This window comes from Nonomuraea sp. NPDC049709 (genome assembly GCF_040674815.1).
Lineage (GTDB): Bacteria > Actinomycetota > Actinomycetes > Streptosporangiales > Streptosporangiaceae > Nonomuraea.
Window position 1 is genome coordinate 1 of record NZ_JBFANM010000020.1, and the last position, 18,814, is coordinate 18,814.

22 protein-coding genes and 1 tRNA gene are annotated in these 18,814 nt (G+C 69.9%); 7 read left to right on the top strand and 16 right to left on the bottom strand.

Features of this window, described 5'->3' with window-relative positions:
* The 6 genes from AB0J69_RS21135 to AB0J69_RS21160 all read right to left on the bottom strand — a co-directional run.
* A partial coding sequence (locus tag AB0J69_RS21135) for an SMR family transporter (protein ID WP_364120002.1) occupies positions 1–91 on the bottom strand: 91 nt, incomplete at its 3' end.
* Positions 92–133: 42 nt separating this feature from the next.
* On the bottom strand, positions 134–853 hold the full coding sequence (rplA, locus tag AB0J69_RS21140) for a 50S ribosomal protein L1 (RefSeq protein WP_364119517.1): 720 nt from the start codon (positions 851–853) through the stop codon (positions 134–136).
* A gap of 67 nt (positions 854–920) precedes the next feature.
* Complete coding sequence (gene rplK / locus AB0J69_RS21145) at positions 921–1,352, bottom strand: 50S ribosomal protein L11 (RefSeq protein WP_138719455.1); 432 nt, start codon at positions 1,350–1,352, stop codon at positions 921–923.
* A 120-nt stretch (positions 1,353–1,472) separates the two neighbouring features.
* Positions 1,473–2,237: a transcription termination/antitermination protein NusG gene (gene nusG, locus AB0J69_RS21150; protein ID WP_364119519.1), complete on the bottom strand. Its 765-nt coding sequence runs from the start codon at positions 2,235–2,237 to the stop codon at positions 1,473–1,475.
* A 65-nt stretch (positions 2,238–2,302) separates the two neighbouring features.
* On the bottom strand, positions 2,303–2,548 hold the full coding sequence (gene secE / locus AB0J69_RS21155; RefSeq protein ID WP_364119522.1) for a preprotein translocase subunit SecE: 246 nt from the start codon (positions 2,546–2,548) through the stop codon (positions 2,303–2,305).
* 77 nt (positions 2,549–2,625) lie between these two features.
* Positions 2,626–2,698: transfer RNA gene (locus AB0J69_RS21160), tRNA-Trp, on the bottom strand.
* A 168-nt stretch (positions 2,699–2,866) separates the two neighbouring features.
* Here AB0J69_RS21160 and AB0J69_RS21165 point away from each other — a divergent pair.
* Positions 2,867–4,075, top strand: a complete 1,209-nt coding sequence (locus AB0J69_RS21165; protein WP_364119524.1) for a pyridoxal phosphate-dependent aminotransferase — start codon at positions 2,867–2,869, stop codon at positions 4,073–4,075.
* A 15-nt stretch (positions 4,076–4,090) separates the two neighbouring features.
* Here the strand turns inward: AB0J69_RS21165 and AB0J69_RS21170 are convergent, their stop codons facing one another.
* Positions 4,091–4,585, bottom strand: a complete 495-nt coding sequence (locus AB0J69_RS21170) for a hypothetical protein (RefSeq protein ID WP_364119527.1) — start codon at positions 4,583–4,585, stop codon at positions 4,091–4,093.
* 43 nt (positions 4,586–4,628) lie between these two features.
* The gene (locus tag AB0J69_RS21175; protein WP_364119530.1) at positions 4,629–5,207 is read right to left on the bottom strand and encodes a hypothetical protein; all 579 of its coding nucleotides are present in this window, start codon (positions 5,205–5,207) and stop codon (positions 4,629–4,631) included.
* 233 nt (positions 5,208–5,440) lie between these two features.
* On the opposite strand from AB0J69_RS21175, the gene AB0J69_RS21180 reads away from it, so the two are divergent.
* Positions 5,441–6,463 (top strand): adenosine deaminase, encoded by a 1,023-nt coding sequence (locus AB0J69_RS21180; RefSeq protein ID WP_364119533.1) that lies wholly within the window; start codon positions 5,441–5,443, stop codon positions 6,461–6,463.
* Here AB0J69_RS21180 and AB0J69_RS21185 read toward each other — a convergent pair.
* Positions 6,452–7,312: a hypothetical protein gene (locus AB0J69_RS21185; protein ID WP_364119536.1), complete on the bottom strand. Its 861-nt coding sequence runs from the start codon at positions 7,310–7,312 to the stop codon at positions 6,452–6,454. The two genes, AB0J69_RS21180 and AB0J69_RS21185, sit on opposite strands and share 12 nt — an antisense overlap.
* Positions 7,299–7,838 carry an RNA polymerase sigma factor gene (locus AB0J69_RS21190; RefSeq protein ID WP_364119539.1) on the bottom strand — a complete coding sequence of 180 codons (540 nt, stop codon included), beginning with the start codon at positions 7,836–7,838 and terminating at the stop codon, positions 7,299–7,301. The genes AB0J69_RS21185 and AB0J69_RS21190 overlap by 14 nt, the downstream gene beginning before the upstream one ends.
* A 125-nt stretch (positions 7,839–7,963) precedes the next feature.
* On the opposite strand from AB0J69_RS21190, the gene AB0J69_RS21195 reads away from it, so the two are divergent.
* A complete protein-coding gene (locus tag AB0J69_RS21195; protein ID WP_364119542.1) occupies positions 7,964–8,704 on the top strand; it encodes a methyltransferase domain-containing protein in 741 nt (246 codons plus the stop codon).
* A gap of 45 nt (positions 8,705–8,749) precedes the next feature.
* Here AB0J69_RS21195 and AB0J69_RS21200 read toward each other — a convergent pair whose 3' ends face one another.
* The 5 genes from AB0J69_RS21200 to AB0J69_RS21220 form a co-directional block, all read right to left on the bottom strand.
* Positions 8,750–9,640: a carbohydrate ABC transporter permease gene (locus AB0J69_RS21200; protein ID WP_364119545.1), complete on the bottom strand. Its 891-nt coding sequence runs from the start codon at positions 9,638–9,640 to the stop codon at positions 8,750–8,752.
* On the bottom strand, positions 9,640–10,524 hold the full coding sequence (locus AB0J69_RS21205) for a sugar ABC transporter permease (protein WP_364119548.1): 885 nt from the start codon (positions 10,522–10,524) through the stop codon (positions 9,640–9,642). The genes AB0J69_RS21200 and AB0J69_RS21205 overlap by 1 nt, the downstream gene beginning before the upstream one ends.
* Positions 10,525–10,584: 60 nt before the next feature.
* Positions 10,585–11,856, bottom strand: coding sequence for an extracellular solute-binding protein (locus tag AB0J69_RS21210; RefSeq protein ID WP_364119551.1), 1,272 nt, complete (start codon positions 11,854–11,856; stop codon positions 10,585–10,587).
* Between the two features lie 204 nt (positions 11,857–12,060).
* Positions 12,061–13,932: an acyl-CoA dehydrogenase family protein gene (locus AB0J69_RS21215; protein ID WP_364119554.1), complete on the bottom strand. Its 1,872-nt coding sequence runs from the start codon at positions 13,930–13,932 to the stop codon at positions 12,061–12,063.
* Positions 13,933–14,000: 68 nt separating this feature from the next.
* Positions 14,001–15,212, bottom strand: a complete 1,212-nt coding sequence (locus AB0J69_RS21220; protein WP_364119556.1) for an amino acid permease — start codon at positions 15,210–15,212, stop codon at positions 14,001–14,003.
* Positions 15,213–15,307: 95 nt separating this feature from the next.
* Between AB0J69_RS21220 and AB0J69_RS21225 the strand changes: the two genes are divergently transcribed.
* The 4 genes from AB0J69_RS21225 to AB0J69_RS21240 all read left to right on the top strand — a co-directional run bounded on the left by AB0J69_RS21225 (position 15,308) and on the right by AB0J69_RS21240 (position 18,275).
* Positions 15,308–15,769: an Lrp/AsnC family transcriptional regulator gene (locus AB0J69_RS21225; protein WP_364119559.1), complete on the top strand. Its 462-nt coding sequence runs from the start codon at positions 15,308–15,310 to the stop codon at positions 15,767–15,769.
* Between the two features lie 69 nt (positions 15,770–15,838).
* Positions 15,839–17,251, top strand: coding sequence for a serine hydrolase domain-containing protein (locus AB0J69_RS21230; protein ID WP_364119561.1), 1,413 nt, complete (start codon positions 15,839–15,841; stop codon positions 17,249–17,251).
* A gap of 11 nt (positions 17,252–17,262) precedes the next feature.
* Complete coding sequence (locus tag AB0J69_RS21235) at positions 17,263–17,694, top strand: hypothetical protein (RefSeq protein WP_364119564.1); 432 nt, start codon at positions 17,263–17,265, stop codon at positions 17,692–17,694.
* On the top strand, positions 17,691–18,275 hold the full coding sequence (locus tag AB0J69_RS21240) for a TetR family transcriptional regulator (RefSeq protein ID WP_364119567.1): 585 nt from the start codon (positions 17,691–17,693) through the stop codon (positions 18,273–18,275). The genes AB0J69_RS21235 and AB0J69_RS21240 overlap by 4 nt, the downstream gene beginning before the upstream one ends.
* Here AB0J69_RS21240 and AB0J69_RS21245 read toward each other — a convergent pair.
* Positions 18,272–18,406: a hypothetical protein gene (locus AB0J69_RS21245; RefSeq protein ID WP_364119570.1), complete on the bottom strand. Its 135-nt coding sequence runs from the start codon at positions 18,404–18,406 to the stop codon at positions 18,272–18,274. The genes AB0J69_RS21240 and AB0J69_RS21245 overlap by 4 nt on opposite strands.
* Positions 18,407–18,814 lie beyond the last annotated feature (408 nt).

Consider the following 18,814-nt stretch of genomic DNA (forward strand, 5'->3'; position numbering starts at 1 on the left):
GCAGCGACACCTCGTCCCCCATGGTGATCATGCCCAGGATCGCGGTGCCCGCCGCGCCGACGCCGGTCCAGACGGCGTACGCGGTGCCCACCTCGGTGAACGGGCAGGGGCGCGGAAGGCTTCCGGAGGAAGCTCAGCCCTCCAGCTCGGCCGTGAGGCCGCGGGTGACGTTGGGGTCGACCGGGACGCCCGGGCCCATCGTCGTGGAGAAGGTGACCTTCTTCAGGTAGCGGCCCTTGGCGGCCGACGGCTTGAGACGCAGCACCTCGTCAAGGGCGGCGGCGTAGTTCTCGATGAGCTGGCGCTCGCCGAACGACGTCTTGCCGATGATGAAGTGCAGGTTGGCCTGCCGGTCCGTACGGAACTCGATCTTGCCGCCCTTGATCTCCGTCACGGCCTTGGCGACGTCGGGCGTCACGGTGCCGGTCTTCGGGTTGGGCATGAGGCCACGGGGACCGAGCACGCGGCCGAGGCGGCCGACCTTGCCCATCAGGTCGGGCGTGGCCACCACGGCGTCGAACTCGTTGAGCCGGTTGCCCTTGGCGATCTCGTCGATCAGCTCGTCGGCGCCGACGATGTCGGCGCCCGCCTCGCGGGCCGCCTCGGCACGGTCACCGGTCGCGAAGACCAGGACCCGGGCGGTCTTACCGGTGCCGTGCGGGAGGTTGACCGTGCCGCGCACGATCTGGTCGGCCTTGCGAGGGTCGACGCCGAGCCGGAGGGCGACCTCCACGGTGGCGTCGAACTTGGTGGTCGACGTCTCCTTGGCCAGCTTCGCCGCCTCGACGGGCGTGTAGAGCTTGTCGCGGTCTACTTTGGCGGCGGCGTCTTTGTGCGCCTTGCTGCGCTGCATTTCTTGACTCCTTGTGGTGTGCGGGCCCGTCTCGAGGACGGCCCTCCCACGACTTCTGGGAAAGGTCTTACTCGGCGACGGTGATGCCCATCGACCGGGCGGTGCCGGCGATGATCTTCTCGGCCGCCTCGATGTCGTTGGCGTTGAGGTCGGGCATCTTCGTCTCGGCGATGCTGCGCAGCTGCTCGCGGCTGAGCTTGCCCACCTTGTCGCGGTGCGGGACCGCACTGCCCTTGTCGAGACCCAGGGCCTTCTTGATCAGCTCGGGCGCCGGCGGCGTCTTCGTGATGAAGGTGAAGCTGCGGTCTTCGAAAATGGTGATCTCAACGGGGATGATGTTGCCCCGCTGGGACTCCGTCGCAGCGTTGTACTGCTTGACGAAGTCCATGATGTTGACGCCGTGGGGACCGAGGGCGGTACCCACCGGCGGCGCCGGAGTGGCCTGGCCAGCGGGGAGCTGGACCTTCACCAGTGCGGCGATTTTCTTCTTCGGAGGCATTTGTCCTTCTCCGGGTCCTGATTGCGGTGCCGTCAGGCCCGCGGATGCGGGCCCTGACATGTCGGAAGGCCGCCCTTCGCGCAAGGCGGCCAGCCGAACGTCTAAGTGTATGTGATCGTCTTAGATCTTCGAGACCTGGTTGAACGAGAGCTCCACCGGAGTCTCGCGGCCGAAGATCGAGACGAGCACCTTGAGCTTCTGCGACTCGGGGCTGATCTCGCTCACCGAGGCGGGCAGCGTGGCGAACGGGCCGTCCATGACCGTGACGGACTCGCCGATCTCGAACTCGACCGTCGGGCCGGTGGCCGTCTTGGCCGTGGCCTTCTTGGTCTCCTCGGTCGGCTCCGGCGCCAGTAGCTTGGCGACCTCGTCGAGGCTGAGCGGGCTCGGCTTGTTGGACAGGCCCACGAAGCCGGTCACGCCGGGCGTGTTGCGCACGGCCGCCCAGGACTCGTCGGTCAGCTCCATGCGCACCAGCACGTAGCCGGGCAGCACGCGCTCCTTGACCGGCACCTTCTTGCCGCTCTTGAACTCCTGGACGGTGTGCGTCGGCACCTCGACCTGGTAGATGTAGTCCTCCATGTTGAGCGACACGTTGCGGCTCTCGATGTTGGACTTCACACGGTTCTCGTAACCGGCGTAGGAGTGGATGACGTACCACTCGCCGGGAAGGCCGCGCAGCGAGCTCTTGAACTCCTCGACGGGGTCGACGTCGGGAAGAACCGAACCGTCCTCGACGGCAGCGGCCTCGACATCGGCCACCTCGTCGCTCTCCTCGACCTCGGCCTCCTCCAGAGCCGCCTCGGCGGACTCCTCGGTGGCCTCTTCCAGCTCGTCGCCCCACTCGTCGCGGGACTCGTCCGCCGGAACTGAAGACTCGGACACGGTGACTCTTCCTCTTTCGTGGTATCGAATGGCGACTCCGTCAGGCGATCCCGGCGGTGTCTCGGTCAGGATCCGCCGAAGACGCGGAGGACCACCCATCCCAGGGCACTGTCGAGCCCGTACACGATAGCAACCATGATCAGAACGAATATCAGAACGACCGTGGTGTAGGTGATGAGATCCTTGCGTGTCGGCCAGATGACCTTACGAAGCTCGTTGACGACCTGCCGGTAGAAGAGGGCAGGAGACGTACGCGTCTTCTTCTCGCCACTAGGCTTGTCTGCGGTCTCGCCGCGCGTGTCGATCGCCACAGTCCTCACCTGATCCGTCGTATCCAACGCAGTCTTGCGGCGCGCTTACACGCCTAGTATTGCGCGGACCGCACTCGCAGGGCACGAGGGACTCGAACCCCCAACCGCCGGTTTTGGAGACCGGTGCGCTACCAATTGCGCCAGTGCCCTATGTCGTTGACCAGACTACCCTGATCGACTCACTGCCTGGACCGAACCGCTCGCCGACATGCGGCGGAAGGACCAGGCGAAAGCATACGGGGGATTGCCCGGTACGTCGAACCAAAACCTGATCGCCCAGGTCACGACCGCGTGGAAGCCACGTGGGAGCATGGAGACATGTCCACTCGACCCCGCATCTCCGCCAGAATTTCCGCGATTTCCGAGTCCGCCACGCTCGCCGTGGACGCCAAGGCGAAGGCGATGAAGGCGGCCGGACGCCCCGTCATCGGCTTCGGCGCGGGCGAGCCCGACTTCCCGACGCCGGGCTACATCGTCGAGGCCGCGATCGAGGCCGCCCGCGACCCCCGCTTCCACAAGTACACGCCGGCCGGCGGTCTCCCGGAGCTCAAGCAGGCGATCGCGGCCAAGACCCGGCGCGACTCCGGTTATGCGGCCGAGGCGTCGCAGGTGCTGGTCACCAACGGCGGCAAGCAGGCGGTCTACGAGGCGTTCGCGACGCTGCTCGACCCGGGCGACGAGGTCCTGGTCGTGGCCCCCTACTGGACGACCTACCCCGAGGCGGTCAAGCTGGCCGGCGGCGTGCAGGTCGACGTCGTGACCGACGAGTCCACCGGCTATCTGGCGAGCGTCGAGCAGCTCGAGGCGGCGCGCACCGAGCGGACGAAGGTGCTGCTGTTCGTCTCGCCGTCCAACCCGACGGGCGCCGTCTACTCCCGTGACGAGACGGTGGCGATCGGCCGCTGGGCGGCCGAGCACGGCCTCTGGGTGGTCACCGACGAGATCTACGAGCACCTGGTGTACGCCGGCGCCGAGTTCGCCAGCATCGCCACGGCCGTCCCCGAGCTGGGCGACCGGGTCGTCATCCTCAACGGCGTGGCCAAGACCTACGCGATGACCGGCTGGCGCGTGGGCTGGCTGATCGGCCCGGCCGACGTGGTCAAGGCCGCGACCAACCTGCAGTCCCACGCCACCTCCAACGTCTCCAACGTGGCCCAGATGGCGGCGCTGGCGGCGGTGTCCGGCGACCTGTCGGCGGTGGCGGAGATGCGCACGGCGTTCGACCGGCGCAGGCAGACGATGGTGCGGATGCTCAACGAGATCCCGGGCGTGTTCTGCCCCGAGCCGAAGGGGGCGTTCTACGCGTACCCGACGGTCAAGGAGCTGATCGGCAAGGAGCTGCGCGGCCGGCGGCCTCAGTCGTCCGGCGAGCTGGCGGAGCTGATCCTGGAGGAGGCCGAGGTCGCGGTGGTGCCGGGCGAGGCCTTCGGCACGCCGGGCTACTTCCGGCTGTCCTACGCGCTGGGTGACGAGGACCTGGCGGAGGGCGTCAGCCGGCTGGGCAAGCTGCTCTCCGAGGCACGCTGACCGCACGGTCAGGGCTCAGCCCAAGGTGATGCCGTCCGCGATCTGCCTGATCTCGGTGGTGAGGCCGGGGGTCGCGGCGACGTAGACGGCGGTGCCCGGCCGCTCCAGCCACATGAAGTTGCGCACGCCCGTACGCGTGGTCCAGTGCAGCGCCGGCTTGCCCTCGTACACGGTCAGCGTCGACCTGGCCACCAGCGTGACGAACTGGTCGGCCGTGCGCACCCCGCACACCACGCCGATGTACAGGCGCTCGTCGTTGTCGCCCCAGATCCGGCCCCTGACCTTGAGTGGCCGCCGGAGCGAGTCGAGCCGGGCGAACGAACCCTCGCGGTCGAGGCCGGGCAGCGTGGCCGGCACCTGCACCTTGGTGCCGCCGCAGGACAGCGGGGCCGTGCTCTTGCGGGTGACGACCGGCTTGGGCGGCGGGGTGGCCGTGGACGGCAGGGCGTCGCCACCGCCGCCGCACGCCGTGAGCGTGCACACGAGGAGCACCGCTGCCAGCCGCCGCATCGACCCTCCCCTTGACATGTGCGGATAACCAGGGAAAAGGCTCTCAGTCTCCTACACGATTCTTGACGGAGGCGGCAATTGCCACGAGTTCCCCGCCGAGCGAATCGCTGACCCTGATCCACGCGCCGGTCCCGGCGCGTTCGAGCCAGACGATCGCCCGCCCGCCGCCCGGATGCCTCCCGACCACGGCGGGCCTGCCGCGCACGGTGGTGGCGCGGGCGTTCAGCAGGGTGGCCCGCTTGCGGTAGCCGTCCCAGTCAGCGGCCACCGTACCGTGCTCTACCTGGGCTTCGACAAATCTGTCCGCCGAGCCGAACCAGGCCCAGCCGCCCTCGACCCCGGGGCGCCGCTCGATGGCTCCCCCGCCACCGCGGTCGAGGCCGTCGGGCAGGTACGTGAGCCAGAGGTCGTCGGAGATCACCGCGAGCGTCGCGACGGCGGCCACGGCGACGGCCGGCGGGCCCGCGACCGGCACGGCCGGGGGCGCCGCCCCCGCGTGGCGCGGCGGACGCCCGAACCCGGACGAGAAGAGCGCGTAGATGATGAGGGCCGTCAATCCGAACGCGAGCCCCGCGAGCGCCGCGCGCCATCCCTGGCCGATCTCGTACCCCTCAGGGATCATGCATCCTTGATCCCCCATCCGGCCTCGTCCGTACCGCGAGTTTCACTCGGTCGGACGGACGCCTTCCGCGATCTTCTTCAGCTCGGCCACCCCGTCGCCCTCCCCGGCGTAGTCGGGGCTGATGCACACCTCGACGGCGATGCCCTCGCGCAACTCCCAGTCATCAGCGAGGGTCCCCTTTCGCCCTCCCCAACGCGCGAACCCGCCCAGAGGTTGAGTGGCAAGATATGCGAATGCCACGGCCTCTACACGCGCTTCCCAAGGCCCATCTTCACCTGCACTTCACCGGCTCGATGCGGCACGCGACACTGATCGAGCTGGCCAGGGAACAAGGGCTGCACCTGCCCGACGCGCTGGAAGAGGACTGGCCGCCCAAGTTGCGGGCCACCGACGAGCGGGGCTGGTTCAGGTTCCAGCGGCTGTACGACATCGCCAGGTCCGTGCTGACCCGCCCCGAATACGTCTACCGGCTCATGCGCGAGACCGCGGAGGACGAGGTCGCGGCCGGGTCGCGGTGGCTGGAGATCCAGGTGGACCCCTCGGGGTACGCGCAGCGCTTCGGCGGGCTGACGGCCACGCTGGAGCTGGTCCTCGACGCGGTGGACCAGGCCGCCCGGCACGCCGGGGTCGGCATCGCCGTGGTCGTGGCGGCGAACAGGACCCGCCACCCGCTCGACGCGAACACGCTGGCCAGGCTCGCCACCCAATACGCCGGAAAGGGCGTGGTCGGCTTCGGGCTGTCCAACGACGAGCGGCGCGGCGCGGCCAGGGACTTCGAGCGGGCCTTCCGCATCGCCAAGCGGGGCGGGCTGCTGTCCGTGCCGCACGGCGGCGAGCTGCTGGGCCCGCGCAGCGTGGCGCAGTGCGTGGACGACCTGGGTGCCGACCGGGTGGGGCACGGGGTGCGCGCGGCGGAGGACGCCTGGCTGATGCAGCGGCTGGCCGACCGGCAGGTCTGCTGCGAGGTCTGTCCCACCTCGAACGTGGGCCTGGGGGTGGCCGAGCGGGCGGCCGACGTGCCGGTGCGCAGGCTGTTCGACGCGGGGGTGCCGATCGCGCTGGGGGCCGACGACCCGTTGTTGTTCGGCACCCGGCTGCTGCGGCAGTACGAGCTGGCCCGGGAGTGCTACGGGTTCAGCGACGCGGAGGTGGCCGAGCTGGCCCGGCAGTCCGTACGGTCGTCCACGGCCCCGGAGTCGGTGCGGAAGGAACTGCTCAAGGGCGTGGACGACTGGCTCACGAGCTCACCGGAGTGACTCGGCCACCCGGACGGCCTCCCGCACGGAGCCCGCGCCTTCCAGGCGGTAGTTGAGCGTGTCCTGCTGCCAGATGAGCGTGGGGGCGGCCTGGCGCAGGGGGACCTCCGTACCGTCCTGGCGGGGGATGTAGCCGAGCGGGTGCGCGCCCGGGATCCACCAGGCGTCGCCGCCGTTCACCAGCGTGTGGTCGGGGAAGGGCGGGCCGAGCTTCTTGAAGAAGAACGGCCGTACGGCGCCGTCGAACTGGTCGAGCCTGATGCCGCCCGGCCAGAACATCGACACCACCCGGCCGCGGTCGGCGACCGTGACGCGTTGCGGGTCGCCCAGGGCGGACGGGATCCGCACCTGGAACCTCACCTCGTTCGGCAGGTCGTCCAGCGTCACGGGGTGCTCGCCCGGGATGGGGGTCGGGGTGGTGATCGGCGGGGGTGTCTCGTCGCCGATCCTGAGCTCGATCCCGGCGAACCGCAGGATCTGCGCCACCGCGGCGCGGCCCTGGGGGGTGGCGGCCGTCACGGTGACCACGGCCACGACCACGGCCGCCACGATCGCCCACCGGGTCCGGCGCCGCCGCCCGTCCCGCCTTCCCGGCGCCCGGGAGTCGCGGCGCGAGGGCGGGCGGACGGGCCCGGCGACCGGACCGTGCGCCGGATCGGGGGCGGGGTCTGGAGCTGGATCGGCGGTCGGACCATGCGCTGGATCCGGGGCCGGATCGGGGGCGGCGGCTTCGAGGCGGGCGCGGACGGTGGCGGCGACGTCGGCAGGGGGTGGGGTGGGGACGTCGATGAGGTCGCCAAGTGCCAGGAGTTCGGCCTCGAGGTCGTCGAAGGGCTCACGCGAGTTCATTGCCCACCTCCTCCCTCAGCCGGGCCAGCCCCCGATGGGTGCTGGACTTGACGGTCCCGACGGGCCAGCCGAGCACCTGCGCGGTTTCCGCTTCGCTCAGTTGTAAGAAGTACCGGCAGACGACCGCCTGACGTTCCCGCTCGGGCAGCCCGCGTACGGCCGCCAGCAGGCGCGAGCGCCGGTCGGTGGCGACGGCGGCGCCCTCCGGGTCGTCCGGGGCCCGCGTGTCGGCGGTGGCGCCCAGGCGCAGTGTCAGCTCGGACCTGCGTCCCCGCGACCGGGTCAGGTTGTGGGTCTCGTTGGCGACGATGCGCAGCAGCCACGGCCGGAAGGCCGATTCGCGGCGGAAGCTCGACAGGTGGCGGAAGGCCTTGACGAACGCCTCCTGCACCACGTCCTCGGCCTCGTTCCCCGCCCCCAGCATGGCGGCGGTACGGTGGGCGAGCGCGCTGTAGCGGGCGACCAGCACCTCGTAGGCGGCAAGGTCACCGTCGAGCGAGCGGCCGATCGCCTCGTCGTCGTCCATGACGAGTCAGATTCCACCCCATCCGAGGCTTTCCGGGGAAGGGTGTTTCGCTGATCGTGTCATCTTCATGACCGGCCGGGGCATTAGACTCGGGCAATCCATGAGCCCCTTGAAGGAACGGGATTATGTCTTCTGGGTATGACCGTGTAGTGCAACCGGCGGCCGGTGACGAGGCCCTGGAGAACCACTTGGGTGGGGACGAGGCCAAGAACTACCGGCAGTACGAGTTCGACATGGTCGCCCCGCATGTCGGCCGCTCGATGCTGGAGATCGGCTCGGGGCTGGGCCACTTCGCCGAGCAGTTCCTGCCGCGCCTCGACCGGCTGGTCGTGAGCGACTTCGACCCCTACTGCGTCGAGCAGCTGGAGAAGCGCTTCGCCGACCGCGACGACATCAGCGTCCTGCAGTTCGGGCTGCCGACGAACATCCCGCTCGAGGACAAGGTCGACACCGTCGTCATGATGAACGTCCTGGAGCACATCGAGGACGACGCCGAGGCCCTCCGCTCGCTGGCGCGCGTCACGCTGCCGGGCGGGCGGATCATCATCTGGGTGCCCGGCTACATGCAGCTTTATGGGGACTTCGACCGCAAGGTGGGTCACGTCCAGCGCTACACGCCCAAGACGCTGGGCACCGCGGTGGCCAAGGCGGGGCTCGACGTCGAGGTGCTCAAGCCGATCAACTTCCTGGGCGGCATCGCCTGGTGGGCGGCCGTGCGCAGGGGCGGCGTGGGCTACCCGGACCCGAGGCTGGTCAAGATCTACGACCGTACGGTGGTGCCGCTGACGCGGCTCATCGAGCGGTTCGTCCGGCCGCCGTTCGGCCAGACCGTGTTCTGCGTGGCCCGGGTCCCGAAGCAGCGGTAACACGCCCGGGCCGCCCCAAGGGTTGGCGGGGCGGCCCTGGGCGGGCTACTTGATGGAGCCGGCGGTGAGACCGCCGACCACCTTCCGCTCGATCAGGGCGAACAGGATGATCACCGGGATGGTGGCGATCACCGAACCGGCGAACAGGTTCTGCCAGTCCACCTGGTACTGCCCGATGAACGAGTTGAGCGCCACCGGGAGCGGCTGGTTCTCCGTCGTCGTGGTCAGGGTCAGCGCGACCACGAACTCGTTCCAGGCGGCGATGAACGTGAAGATCAGTGCGGTGATGACGCCGGGCATGGCCAGCGGCAGCGTGATCCGGAACAGCGCGCCGAAGCGCCCGTTCCCGTCGATGAACGCCGCCTCCTCCAGCTCGCGCGGGATCGACGAGAAGTACGCGTTCAGGATCCACACCGCGAACGCCAGGTTGAACCCGCCGTTGACCAGGATCAGCGCCCAGATCGAGTCCACCAGCCCGAACTGGAAGAACTCGCGGTAGATGCCGACCACCATGGCCGTGGGCTGGAACATCTGGGTGATCAGCACGAGGATCAGGAACGCGGTGCGGCCCCGGAAGTTGTGCCGGGCCGAGTAGTACGCCGCGGGCAGCGCCACCAGCAGCACGAGCACCGTCGAGCCCGCCGCCACCTTGATCGTCACCCACAGGTTCCCGGCCAGGCCGCTGCCCCAGAAATTGGCCAGGTTCGACCAGACCCACTCCTCGGGCCAGAACGTCACGTCGCGCAGCGAGTCCTGCGAGCGCAGCGAGGTCAGCAGCATGACCACGTACGGGAACAGGAAGAGGAACGCGATGACGTACGCGCTGGCGGCGATGAGGACGGTCTTGAGCCTCGGCATCGCGCGTGCGGCGGCGCCGCGCCGCTGCCGGGCGTGATGGTGCGGCTTGGCCTGCGGTGGCATCGTCTTGACGGCCATCACGCCACCTCCTTGTTCCACCGCGACACCTTGAGGAAGACCAGGGTGAGCACGATCACCATGCCGAAGTTCACGACGGACATGGCGGCCGATTCGCCGATGTCGGAGCCCTTGAGGATGTACATGAGGATCGTCGAGGTGGCCGTCGAGTAGCCCGGCTGGCCGTGGGTCATCGCCCAGATGATGGGGAAGCTGTTGAAGACGTTCATGACGTTGATCAGGGCCGCGACGGTGAGCGCGGGGCGCAGCAGCGGCAGCGTGATCGACCAGTACGTCCGCAGCCGTCCGGCCCCGTCCATCCTGGCGGCCTCGTACACGTCGGACGGGATCGTGGCCAGCCCGGCCAGCAGCGCGTACGTCGTGAACGGCACCGACACGAACACCGCGACGAACACCAGCCACGGCATGGCGGTGGAGGCGTCACCAAGCTGGTCGGCGGCGGCCCCGCCCATCGCGTCGATCAGCCCGAGCTTCAGCCGGATCTGGTTGATCACGCCGACCTCGGGGTCGAGCATCCATTTGAAGATGATCGCCGTCATCAGCACCGAGGCGGCCCACGGCGCGATCAGCGCCCACCGGGCCACCTTGCGCAGCGGGAAGCGCTGGTTGAACAGCTGGGCCAGGGCCAGCGAGATCAGCACGGTGAGCGCGACGACCGCGACCACCCAGATCACGCTGCGGACCATGACGTCGGCGAAGTCCTGCTCGGCGAAGAGCTTCTCGTAGTTCGCGAATCCGTTGTATCCGCGCACCACGCCCAGCCGGCTGATCTCCAGGAACGAAGACCTGATCATCTCGACCACGGGCCAGAGCACGACCAGCGCGATCAGCACGATGGCGGGCCCGACCCAGGCGAGGGGTTCGAGGGCGCGCAACCTTCTCATGACATACCTTTCCAGGACGGTACGGCCGGTGGGCGCCGGCCGTACCCGAGTCCCGCTGGATCAGCCGGCCGCTTCGGCGGTCTTCTGCAGCTCACCGAGGACCTTGGCCGGGTCGTCCTTGACGGCCCCGCCGATGGTCTGCTTGATCGCCGGGTTCACCTCGGCCCACTTGGGGTCCTGGAAGGGGTAGAAGCTGGCGTTGGGCAGGGCGTCGAGGAACGGTTTGAGCTTCTCGTCGCTCGACAGCTTCTGGATGCCGCCGTTGGTGACGGGCAGCAGCTTGTACGTGTCGGAGATCTTCGTCGCGGCGTTGCCGGTGTAGAAGAAGTCGAAGAACTTCTTGATCTCGGCGGCGTGGCCGTTCTTGTTGAACGCCATGATCCAGTCCATGACGCCGAGCGTGGTGTCGAGCGGGCCGGCCTTGCCGGGGATGGGCACGACGCCGTAGTTCTTCAGGCCGGCCGCGTCGAAGATCGGGATCGACATGGGTCCGCCGTTGACCATGCCCACCTTGCCGGCGCCGAAGTCCTCCCAGACCGTCTTGCGGTCCTTGGTGCCCGGGTTGGGGGTGGTCAGGCCGGCGTCGACCAGGCCCTTCAGGTAGGTGAACGTCTCCACGTTCTGGGCGGAGTTGATCGCCCACTTGCCGGAGGCGTCCTTGTAGCCGCCGCCGTTGCCCAGCATCCACAGGAACGACTCGGCCTGGGCCTCCTCCTGGCCGAGCGGCAGGCCGAACGGCTGCGTCACGCCGGCCGCCTTCAGCTTCTCGGCGGCGGCCTTGAGCTCGTCCCACGTCTTGGGCGCCTCGGCGACGCCGGCCTTCTCGAACAGGTCCTTGTTGTAGAACAGGGCGCGGGCGGAGGAGACGAACGGGATGCCGTACGCGGCGCCGTCCACCTTCCCGAACTCGGCGAACTTCTGCAGCATGTCGCCGGAGACGTTCGGGGACAGGACCTCGTCCACCTTGTGGAGCAGGCCGTCCTTGACGAAGCCGGAGTAGTCGCCGGTCTGCAGGATGTCGGGCACCTGGCCGTTCTGGACCATGGTGGCGACCTGCTTGTCGATGTCGTTCCAGTTGATGACCTGGACCTCGACCTTGATGTTCGGGTTGGCCGCCTGGAACTCGTCCACGACGCCCTTCCAGAACGTCTCACCGGAGTTCGGCTTGCCGGGGCCGTCGCCGTAGTCGGCGGCGACCATCTTCAGCGTGACCTGGCCGCCGCTGGACGCCTGGGTGTCGCCTCCGCCGCCGGAGCCGCCCGACCCGCAGCTGGACAGGACCAGCATCGTGGCAAGGCCGAGAGCGGCGCCGCCCACAAGCTTGATGTTCACTGGAGATACCGCCTTCTCGTCGGACGGGCCGGGCTGGTCCGTACCAGCCAGCGGACCCAGCCCAGGGGGATGAGGCGCGCGCGAGTCAGGCTCGCTCGCGTTTGCGCCAGCGTAAGCCTGAGTTAAGCAGCCGGTCTATACCGGCTTGTCTCGGTTTTGCAACACCTGCGGCACCTCGACCGCACAACCGGTCTAGACCGGACGTCAGAGGATCTTCCTCCGGACGTTCTCCCCGCCCTCCGGCGCGCCGATCCACGGGCCCTCGATCGACGGGTCGAGGATGCCCTCCTCGACGAAGGTGTAGCGGCCTTCGAGCACGTAGCCGGCCAGGCGTACGTCCTGGCTGTCGCTGTTGTCCCAGAGCCGGTCGAACAGCGCGTCCACGCGGCGTCGTGCCTGGTGGCAGTAAGTGTCGGCGAGCTCGTACGGCCGGCGCCCCAGGTCCCTGGAGTCCTCCTCCGCCTTGAGGCAGACGGCCGTCATGGCGTACAGCTCGGCCCCGATGTCCACGATCCGGCCGAGGAAGGACTGCTTGTGCTCCAGCCTGCCCTGCCAGCGGGACATGCCGTAGAAGGTGGACCTGGCCAGTTTCCTGCTGGTCCGCTCCACGAAGCGCAGGTGCGCGGCCAGCGGGCCGAAGTCGGCGTACGCGGTGGGCAGGTTTCCGGTGCCGGCGACCAGCGTGGGCAGCCACTTGGCGTAGAAGCGGCTGGCCCGGCGCAGCGCCTGGGCGCGTTCCTGGCGGGTGGCGTCGGGGTTGATCAGCTCGCCGGCGGCCGACAGGTGGGCGTCCACCGCCTCCCGGGTGATCGCCAGGCGCATGATCTCGGAGGAGCCCTCGAAGATGCGGTTGATCCGGGAGTCGCGCAACATCTGCTCGGCCGGCACGCCGCGCTCGCCCCTCGCCGCCAGCGACGCGGCCGTCTCGTAGCCGCGCCCGCCGCGCACCTGGACGAGCTCGTCGAGCACCTCGTACGACAGCTCGGAGGCGTACAGCTTGGCCAGCGCCGCCTCGATCCTGATGTCGTTGCGCTGGTCGTCGGCCAGGCGGCCGGTGAGCTCGCAGACGGCCTCGACGGCGTACGCGGTGGCCGCGATGAAGGCCACCTTCGTGGCCACGGCCTCGTGCTGTCCGACCTTGCGCCCCCACTGCACGCGCTCGTTGCCCCACTCGCGAGCGATCTTGACGGCCCACTTGGCGTTGCCCGCGCACGTCGCCGGCAGGGACAGCCGGCCGGTGTTGAGCGTGGTGAGCGCGATCCGCAGGCCGTCGCCCTCCTTGCCGATGAGGTTCTTGGCGGGCACCCTGACCTGGGAGAACTCGGTGACGCCGTTCTCGATGCCGCGCAGGCCCATGAACTCGTTGCGTCGCTTGACCGTGATGCCCGGCGAGTCGGCCTCGACCACGAACGCGCTGATCTTCTTGCCGGTCCTGGCCATGACGACCAGCAGGTCGGCGATGACGCCGTTCGTGGTCCACAGCTTGACGCCGTCGAGCACGTACTCGTCGCCGTCGCGGACGGCGGTGGTGGCCAGCCGGGCCGGGTCGGACCCGACGTCGGGCTCGGTCAGGAGGAACGCGGAGATCTCGCCGGCGGCGCACCTCGGCAGGAACTCCCGCTTCTGCTCCTCGGTGCCGAACAGCTTGAGCGGCTGCGGGACGCCGATCGACTGGTGCGCCGACAGCAGCGTGGCCAGCGCCGGGCAGTACGAGCCGACGAGCATGAGAGCGCGGCAGTAGTACAGGTAGGGGAGCCCGAGGCCGCCGTACTCCTCCTTGATCGTGATGCCGAACGCGCCGAGCGCCGCCAGCCCCTTCACCACCTCGTCCGGCACCTGGGCGGTCCGTTCGATGAGGGCGGGATCGACGTGCGCGTCGAGGTAGCGCCGTACGGCCCTGACGAACTCCTCCCCCTTCTTGGTCGCCTCGTCGGGCAACGTGGGCGCCGGATACACCAGATCCAGCCGGAAGTCACCGAGGAAGAGCTGCTTGGCGAAGCTCGGGCGCGTCCACTCCTTCTCCCGCGCCTGCTCGCCGACCTCCCTGGACTCCGCGTACTTGGCGTGCTCGGTCATAGCACCTCCCGACGTTGCGCCGTCTGTGCCCATGAGTACTGCCCGCCTGACGGCGCCCTGTCGCCCGTTTATAGCCCGATTTTGTAGGAACGGCGAGCATTGACGTTCAGCGCGCAGAGTGCCACGAGGCCCAGCACCGCCGGGACCACGAGGTACGCGCCGCAGAATGCCAGCCCGAGCAGCGACATCCCGGTCCCCACCACGGCCGTGCCCCGCTGCCGGCCCGCCGGCAACATCCGCACCGCCGCGGCCACCCCCGCCGACGTGACCGCCGCCAGGCACGCCGAGGTGGCCCGCATGAGGACGTCCAGGTCCACCGCCCACACCAGCACGGGCACGCTGAGCACGAGCAGCAGCCCGAGGCTCCGGTACGGCGTCTCGCCCGGCCGCCCGCCCCTGGCGAACCAGCCCGGCAGCGCCTTGTCCGCGGCCAGCGCCGCCCCCAGCCGGGCCGCCCCGGCCAGGTAGGTGTTGACCGCCCCGAACGTCAGCAGCACCGCCACCACTCCCGTGACGGGCCGCGCCGCCGGGCCGAGGCCGGTCTCCAGCATCGCGGTGAGCGGCACCCCGGTCATGTCCGCGCCGAGCACGGCGACCGAGGTGACGGAGACGCCCGCGTACAGCAGCCCGATCACCACGAGGGCCACCACGGTGGCCCTGAGCAGGCCCTTCCGGTCGGCGAACTCGGCCGACAGGTGGCTGGCCGCCTCCCAGCCCACGAAGGCGAACATGAGCACCCCGGCCGCGCCGGCCACGCCCGCGGCGCCGTACGGGGCGAAGGGGGTGAAGTTGGCCGCGTCGGCGTGCGGCGCGGCGGTGATCACGGCGGTGGCCAGGAGCGTGACGAGCAGCATGACCAGGGCGATCTGCAGCCGCCCCGACGTGCGCAGCCCGGCGGCGTTGGCCGCGAACGCGGCCGCCAGGATCAGGCAGGCGGCCAGGGTGCCGGGCACGCCCAGGGTGGCCTCGACGTACTGGCCGCCGACCAGCGCGCCCGCGACCGTGCCGATGGGGACGGCGCCGTAGAACCACCAGCCCGCGACGGCGGAGGCGTGCCGGCCGAACGCGAGGCCGACCACGGCGGCCACTCCCCCGCCGCCCGGGTAGCGCGCGCCGAGCGCGGCGAAGGTCAGCGCGACGGGGACGCTCAGCGCGAGCATCCCCGCCCAGGCGAGCACGGAGGCGGGCCCCGCCGCGGCGGCGGCCAGGTGCGGCAGCACCAGCATCCCCGGCCCCAGCACCGCACCAACGAGCAGCGCCGTACCCTGACCGGCTCCCATATGTCCATTCATGAGGCTCGAAACTAGTTCAACCATTCGGGCCTATCCCCCGCTCCATCGAACGTTCGGCCGGAATGCCATGCGAAGCTGTGGACATGGACGAACTTGATTCGGCGATCGTACGGTTGCTCCAAACGGATGCACGGCAGTCCAATCGCGAGCTGGCCAGGCAGCTCGGCATCGCGCCCTCGACATGCCTGGAGCGGGTCAGGGCGCTCACCCGCAGGGGCGTGATCCGTGGCTACCACGCCGACATCGACCCCGCCGCGCTCAACCGCGGCGTGCAGGCGATGGTCTCGGTGCAGGTACGGCCGCTCAGCCGGGCGGTGATCAACGCGTTCAAGACGTCGGCCGCCGAGATGCCGGAGGTGATGAGCGTGTTCGTGCTGGCGGGCGGGGACGACTTCCTGCTGCACGTGGGCGTGCAGGACCTCGACCACCTGCACGGGTTCCTGCTCGACCGGCTGAGCAAGCGCAAGGAGATCGTCGGGTTCCGCACGTCGGTGGTGTTCCAGCAGGTCCAGAAGGCCGTACCGACGCGGCTGGAGGAGACCTGACTTTCGTCAGGGGTCTCCATGGACGGTCGGCCGATACGGAAGGGGGTCCCGCCTTTCTAGGTTTCTCGGGTGAAATCCCTTATGCCCCTTCTGGCGGCCGCGTTGACCTTCACCGCGACGCCCGCCACGGCCGCTCCTGAGCTGACGCCCGCCGCCGTCGACGCCTACCTGCGCCAGGCGATGGAGTCCACCGGGGTGCCGGGCGTGTCCGTGGTCGTGACGCGCGGCGGCGAGGTCGTGCACGCCGCCGGCTACGGGCACGACTCCGCCGGCCGCCCGGTCACCGCGGACACCCCCATGAGGGTCGCCTCGGTGAGCAAGTCGTTCACCGCCATGGCCGTCATGACGCTGGTGGAGCGCGGCAGGATCGAGCTGGACCGGCCGGTGGCCGCGCAGCTGCCCGGCTTCACGATGGCCGATCCCCGGGCCGCGCGGATCACCGTGCGGCAGCTGCTGAACCAGACCTCCGGCCTCTCCGACCGCACGGTGGACATCGGCGCCACCGAGCGCGCCACCTCCCTGGCCGACTACACGGCCCGCCTGGCCGGCTCCCGGCTCGCCGCCGACCCCGGCACCCGCTGGGAGTACTGCAACGTCAACTACGACCTGGCCGCGCGGCTGGTCGAGGTGGCGAGCGGGCGGCGGTTCGGCGACTACCTGCGCGACCGGGTGTTCGGGCCGCTCGGCATGACCTCCAGCGCCTTCTCCGACAAGGTCGTCCCGGTCGCGGACGGCTACAACTCGCTCTTCGGGGCCTGGCTGCCCCGGCCCGAGCTGGCCGGGTTCCACGACGACAGCGGCGCGGGCGGGGCCATCACCACCGCCGCCGACATGGGCAAGTGGCTGATCGCGCAGGCGGGGGACGGCCGGCCGCTGGTCGGGCGGCAGAGCCTGGAGACCATGCACCGGCCCACCAAGCTGCGCCCGTACGGGATGGGGTGGGGCATCGAGGACAACGGGCAGCTCGTGCACTCGGGGAACCTGTTCACCTACAACGCCGTCGAGGCCGTCTCCCCCAGGACCGGCTACGGCTTCGCGGTCATGACCAACAACGCGACGCTGTACGACCCGACGTACGACATCATGCTCGGGCTCACGGCGCTGAGCGAGGGCAGGAGCCCGCGGGGCCCGGGGAACGACCGGCAGCTCTTCGAGGCGGTGCTGGCCGCGATCGCACTGGTCGCGGCCGGCCTGGGTGTCCTGGGCGCGGTGCGGGTGCGGCGCTGGGCCGCGAAGCGGGCGGGCCGGCCCTGGTGGCGCGTCGGGGTGCGGCTGCTCCCCGCGCTGATCCCGGTCGCGGTGCTGGCCGCGTACCCGGACCTGGTCACGGTCCTGGTCAACGGCCGCACGGTCACCTGGGCCCAGCTCACCTACTTCCCCGCTCCCATGTCGATCGCGCTGCTCGTCGCGGCACTCGCGGGCTCGGGGGTGACCATCGCCCGTATTTGTGTACTGTGTAAGCTTACAAAGTACACAAATTAGAGGAGACAGCCGTGCACACCCTCGCGATCGTCGTCCCCCTCGTCTGGCTCGCCTGGCTCGTCGCCACCGACTGGTTGCCGATGTTCCCGCTCAACGACCTGACCGGCGCGAACATGCGCGGCCGGGCCCTGGCGGCGGCCATCAACTACCCGTTCCCGCTCCTGGTCGCCGCCGGGGTCGCCTACGGGCGAACCTGGTCGCTGCTCGCCGCCGTGGGGATCTGCGTCCTGATCCTCGCCGGGCACCTGTACAACTGGTGGCTGCCGTACCTCGGGGTGAGCAACGCCGGGCAACGCGAGCTCTACCGGCGCGAGTACGCCCGCACGCTGAAGATCCTCCCGGCACAGGGTCACGACGTGGTCGTGGACGTCCAGCACATGGCGGTGGGCGCGCTGTCCCTGATCATGCTGGTGACCACGCTCGTCGCTACCCTGAACCCATGACTTCAGGGCCGAGGCGCGCCGGGCGGCCTGCCGTGCTCACCACCGAACGCATCGTCGCCGCGGCCGTCGAGGTCCTGGACGCCGAAGGGCTGGAGGCGCTGACCATGCGCCGCCTGGGCACCCAGCTCGGCGTGGCGGCGATGTCGCTCTACCGCCACTTCCCCAACAGGGACGCGCTGCTGGCCGAGGTGGTCAACCGGCTCTTCGCCGAGGCCGTGTCCGAGTTCGCGCCGGAGACGGCGTGGCCGGAGGCGCTGACGGGGTTCGGGGTGGCGTACCGGCGGATGTTGCTGGCCCACCCGCACGCCGTGCCGCTCCTCGCCACCCACCCGGTCGACGTGGACCTCGGGCTGGAGCTGCTCACGGGGCTGCTGTCGCGGTTCGAGGCGGCCGGCATCGCCGCGCGGGACGCGCTCACCGCCGTCCAGTCGGTCGGCGTGTACGTGCTCGGCCACGCCCTGGCCCAGGTCGGCACGCCACCGGCCGAGCAGCACGACGAGAGCGCCCGCGCGTTCTACGACCAGTGGTTCGACTCGGGGCTGCTCGCCATGGTGACCGGCTTCGAACGGCAACTGGTCTAGCCGGCAGTGACGAGCTCACGGCGCGGAACGGCCGCGTAGCTGATCGCGAGGGCGCTCAGGCTCAGCGCGGCGGCCGCCAGCCCGACCGCCGTGGTGGCGATCACGACCAGCACCCGCCGCTGCACGACCATGCGCGAGTCCCGCGCGGCCCTGGACCTCGTGGTCAGCGCCGGTTCGGCGGCCCGTTAATTCGGTTGCACGGGCTCCTGGCGCCCCCATAGCCTCTTGGACATGCGCCTTTACCAGTAATTCCGCTCAGCCCACCCGTCCAGCCATGAGACGCGGCAATCGAGCATGCCGACCGGCCCTTCCGAGCCGCGTCGTCGAGAGTTACGTAAAGGAGCTTCCTCATGCGAGTTCGCGCCAGCAAGAAAAACAGCCGCCCCGGGCTTCCCGTGGTGCGGCCGATGCCCAAGATGCCACAGCGGCCGATCGCGCCGCCGCGCCGCATCCCCTCGAAGGGGCGCTGAGACTACTACCGGGATGGGTAGTAACGGAGCGCCGCCTCCCCCGTACGCCTGGGAGGCGGCGCTCCACCT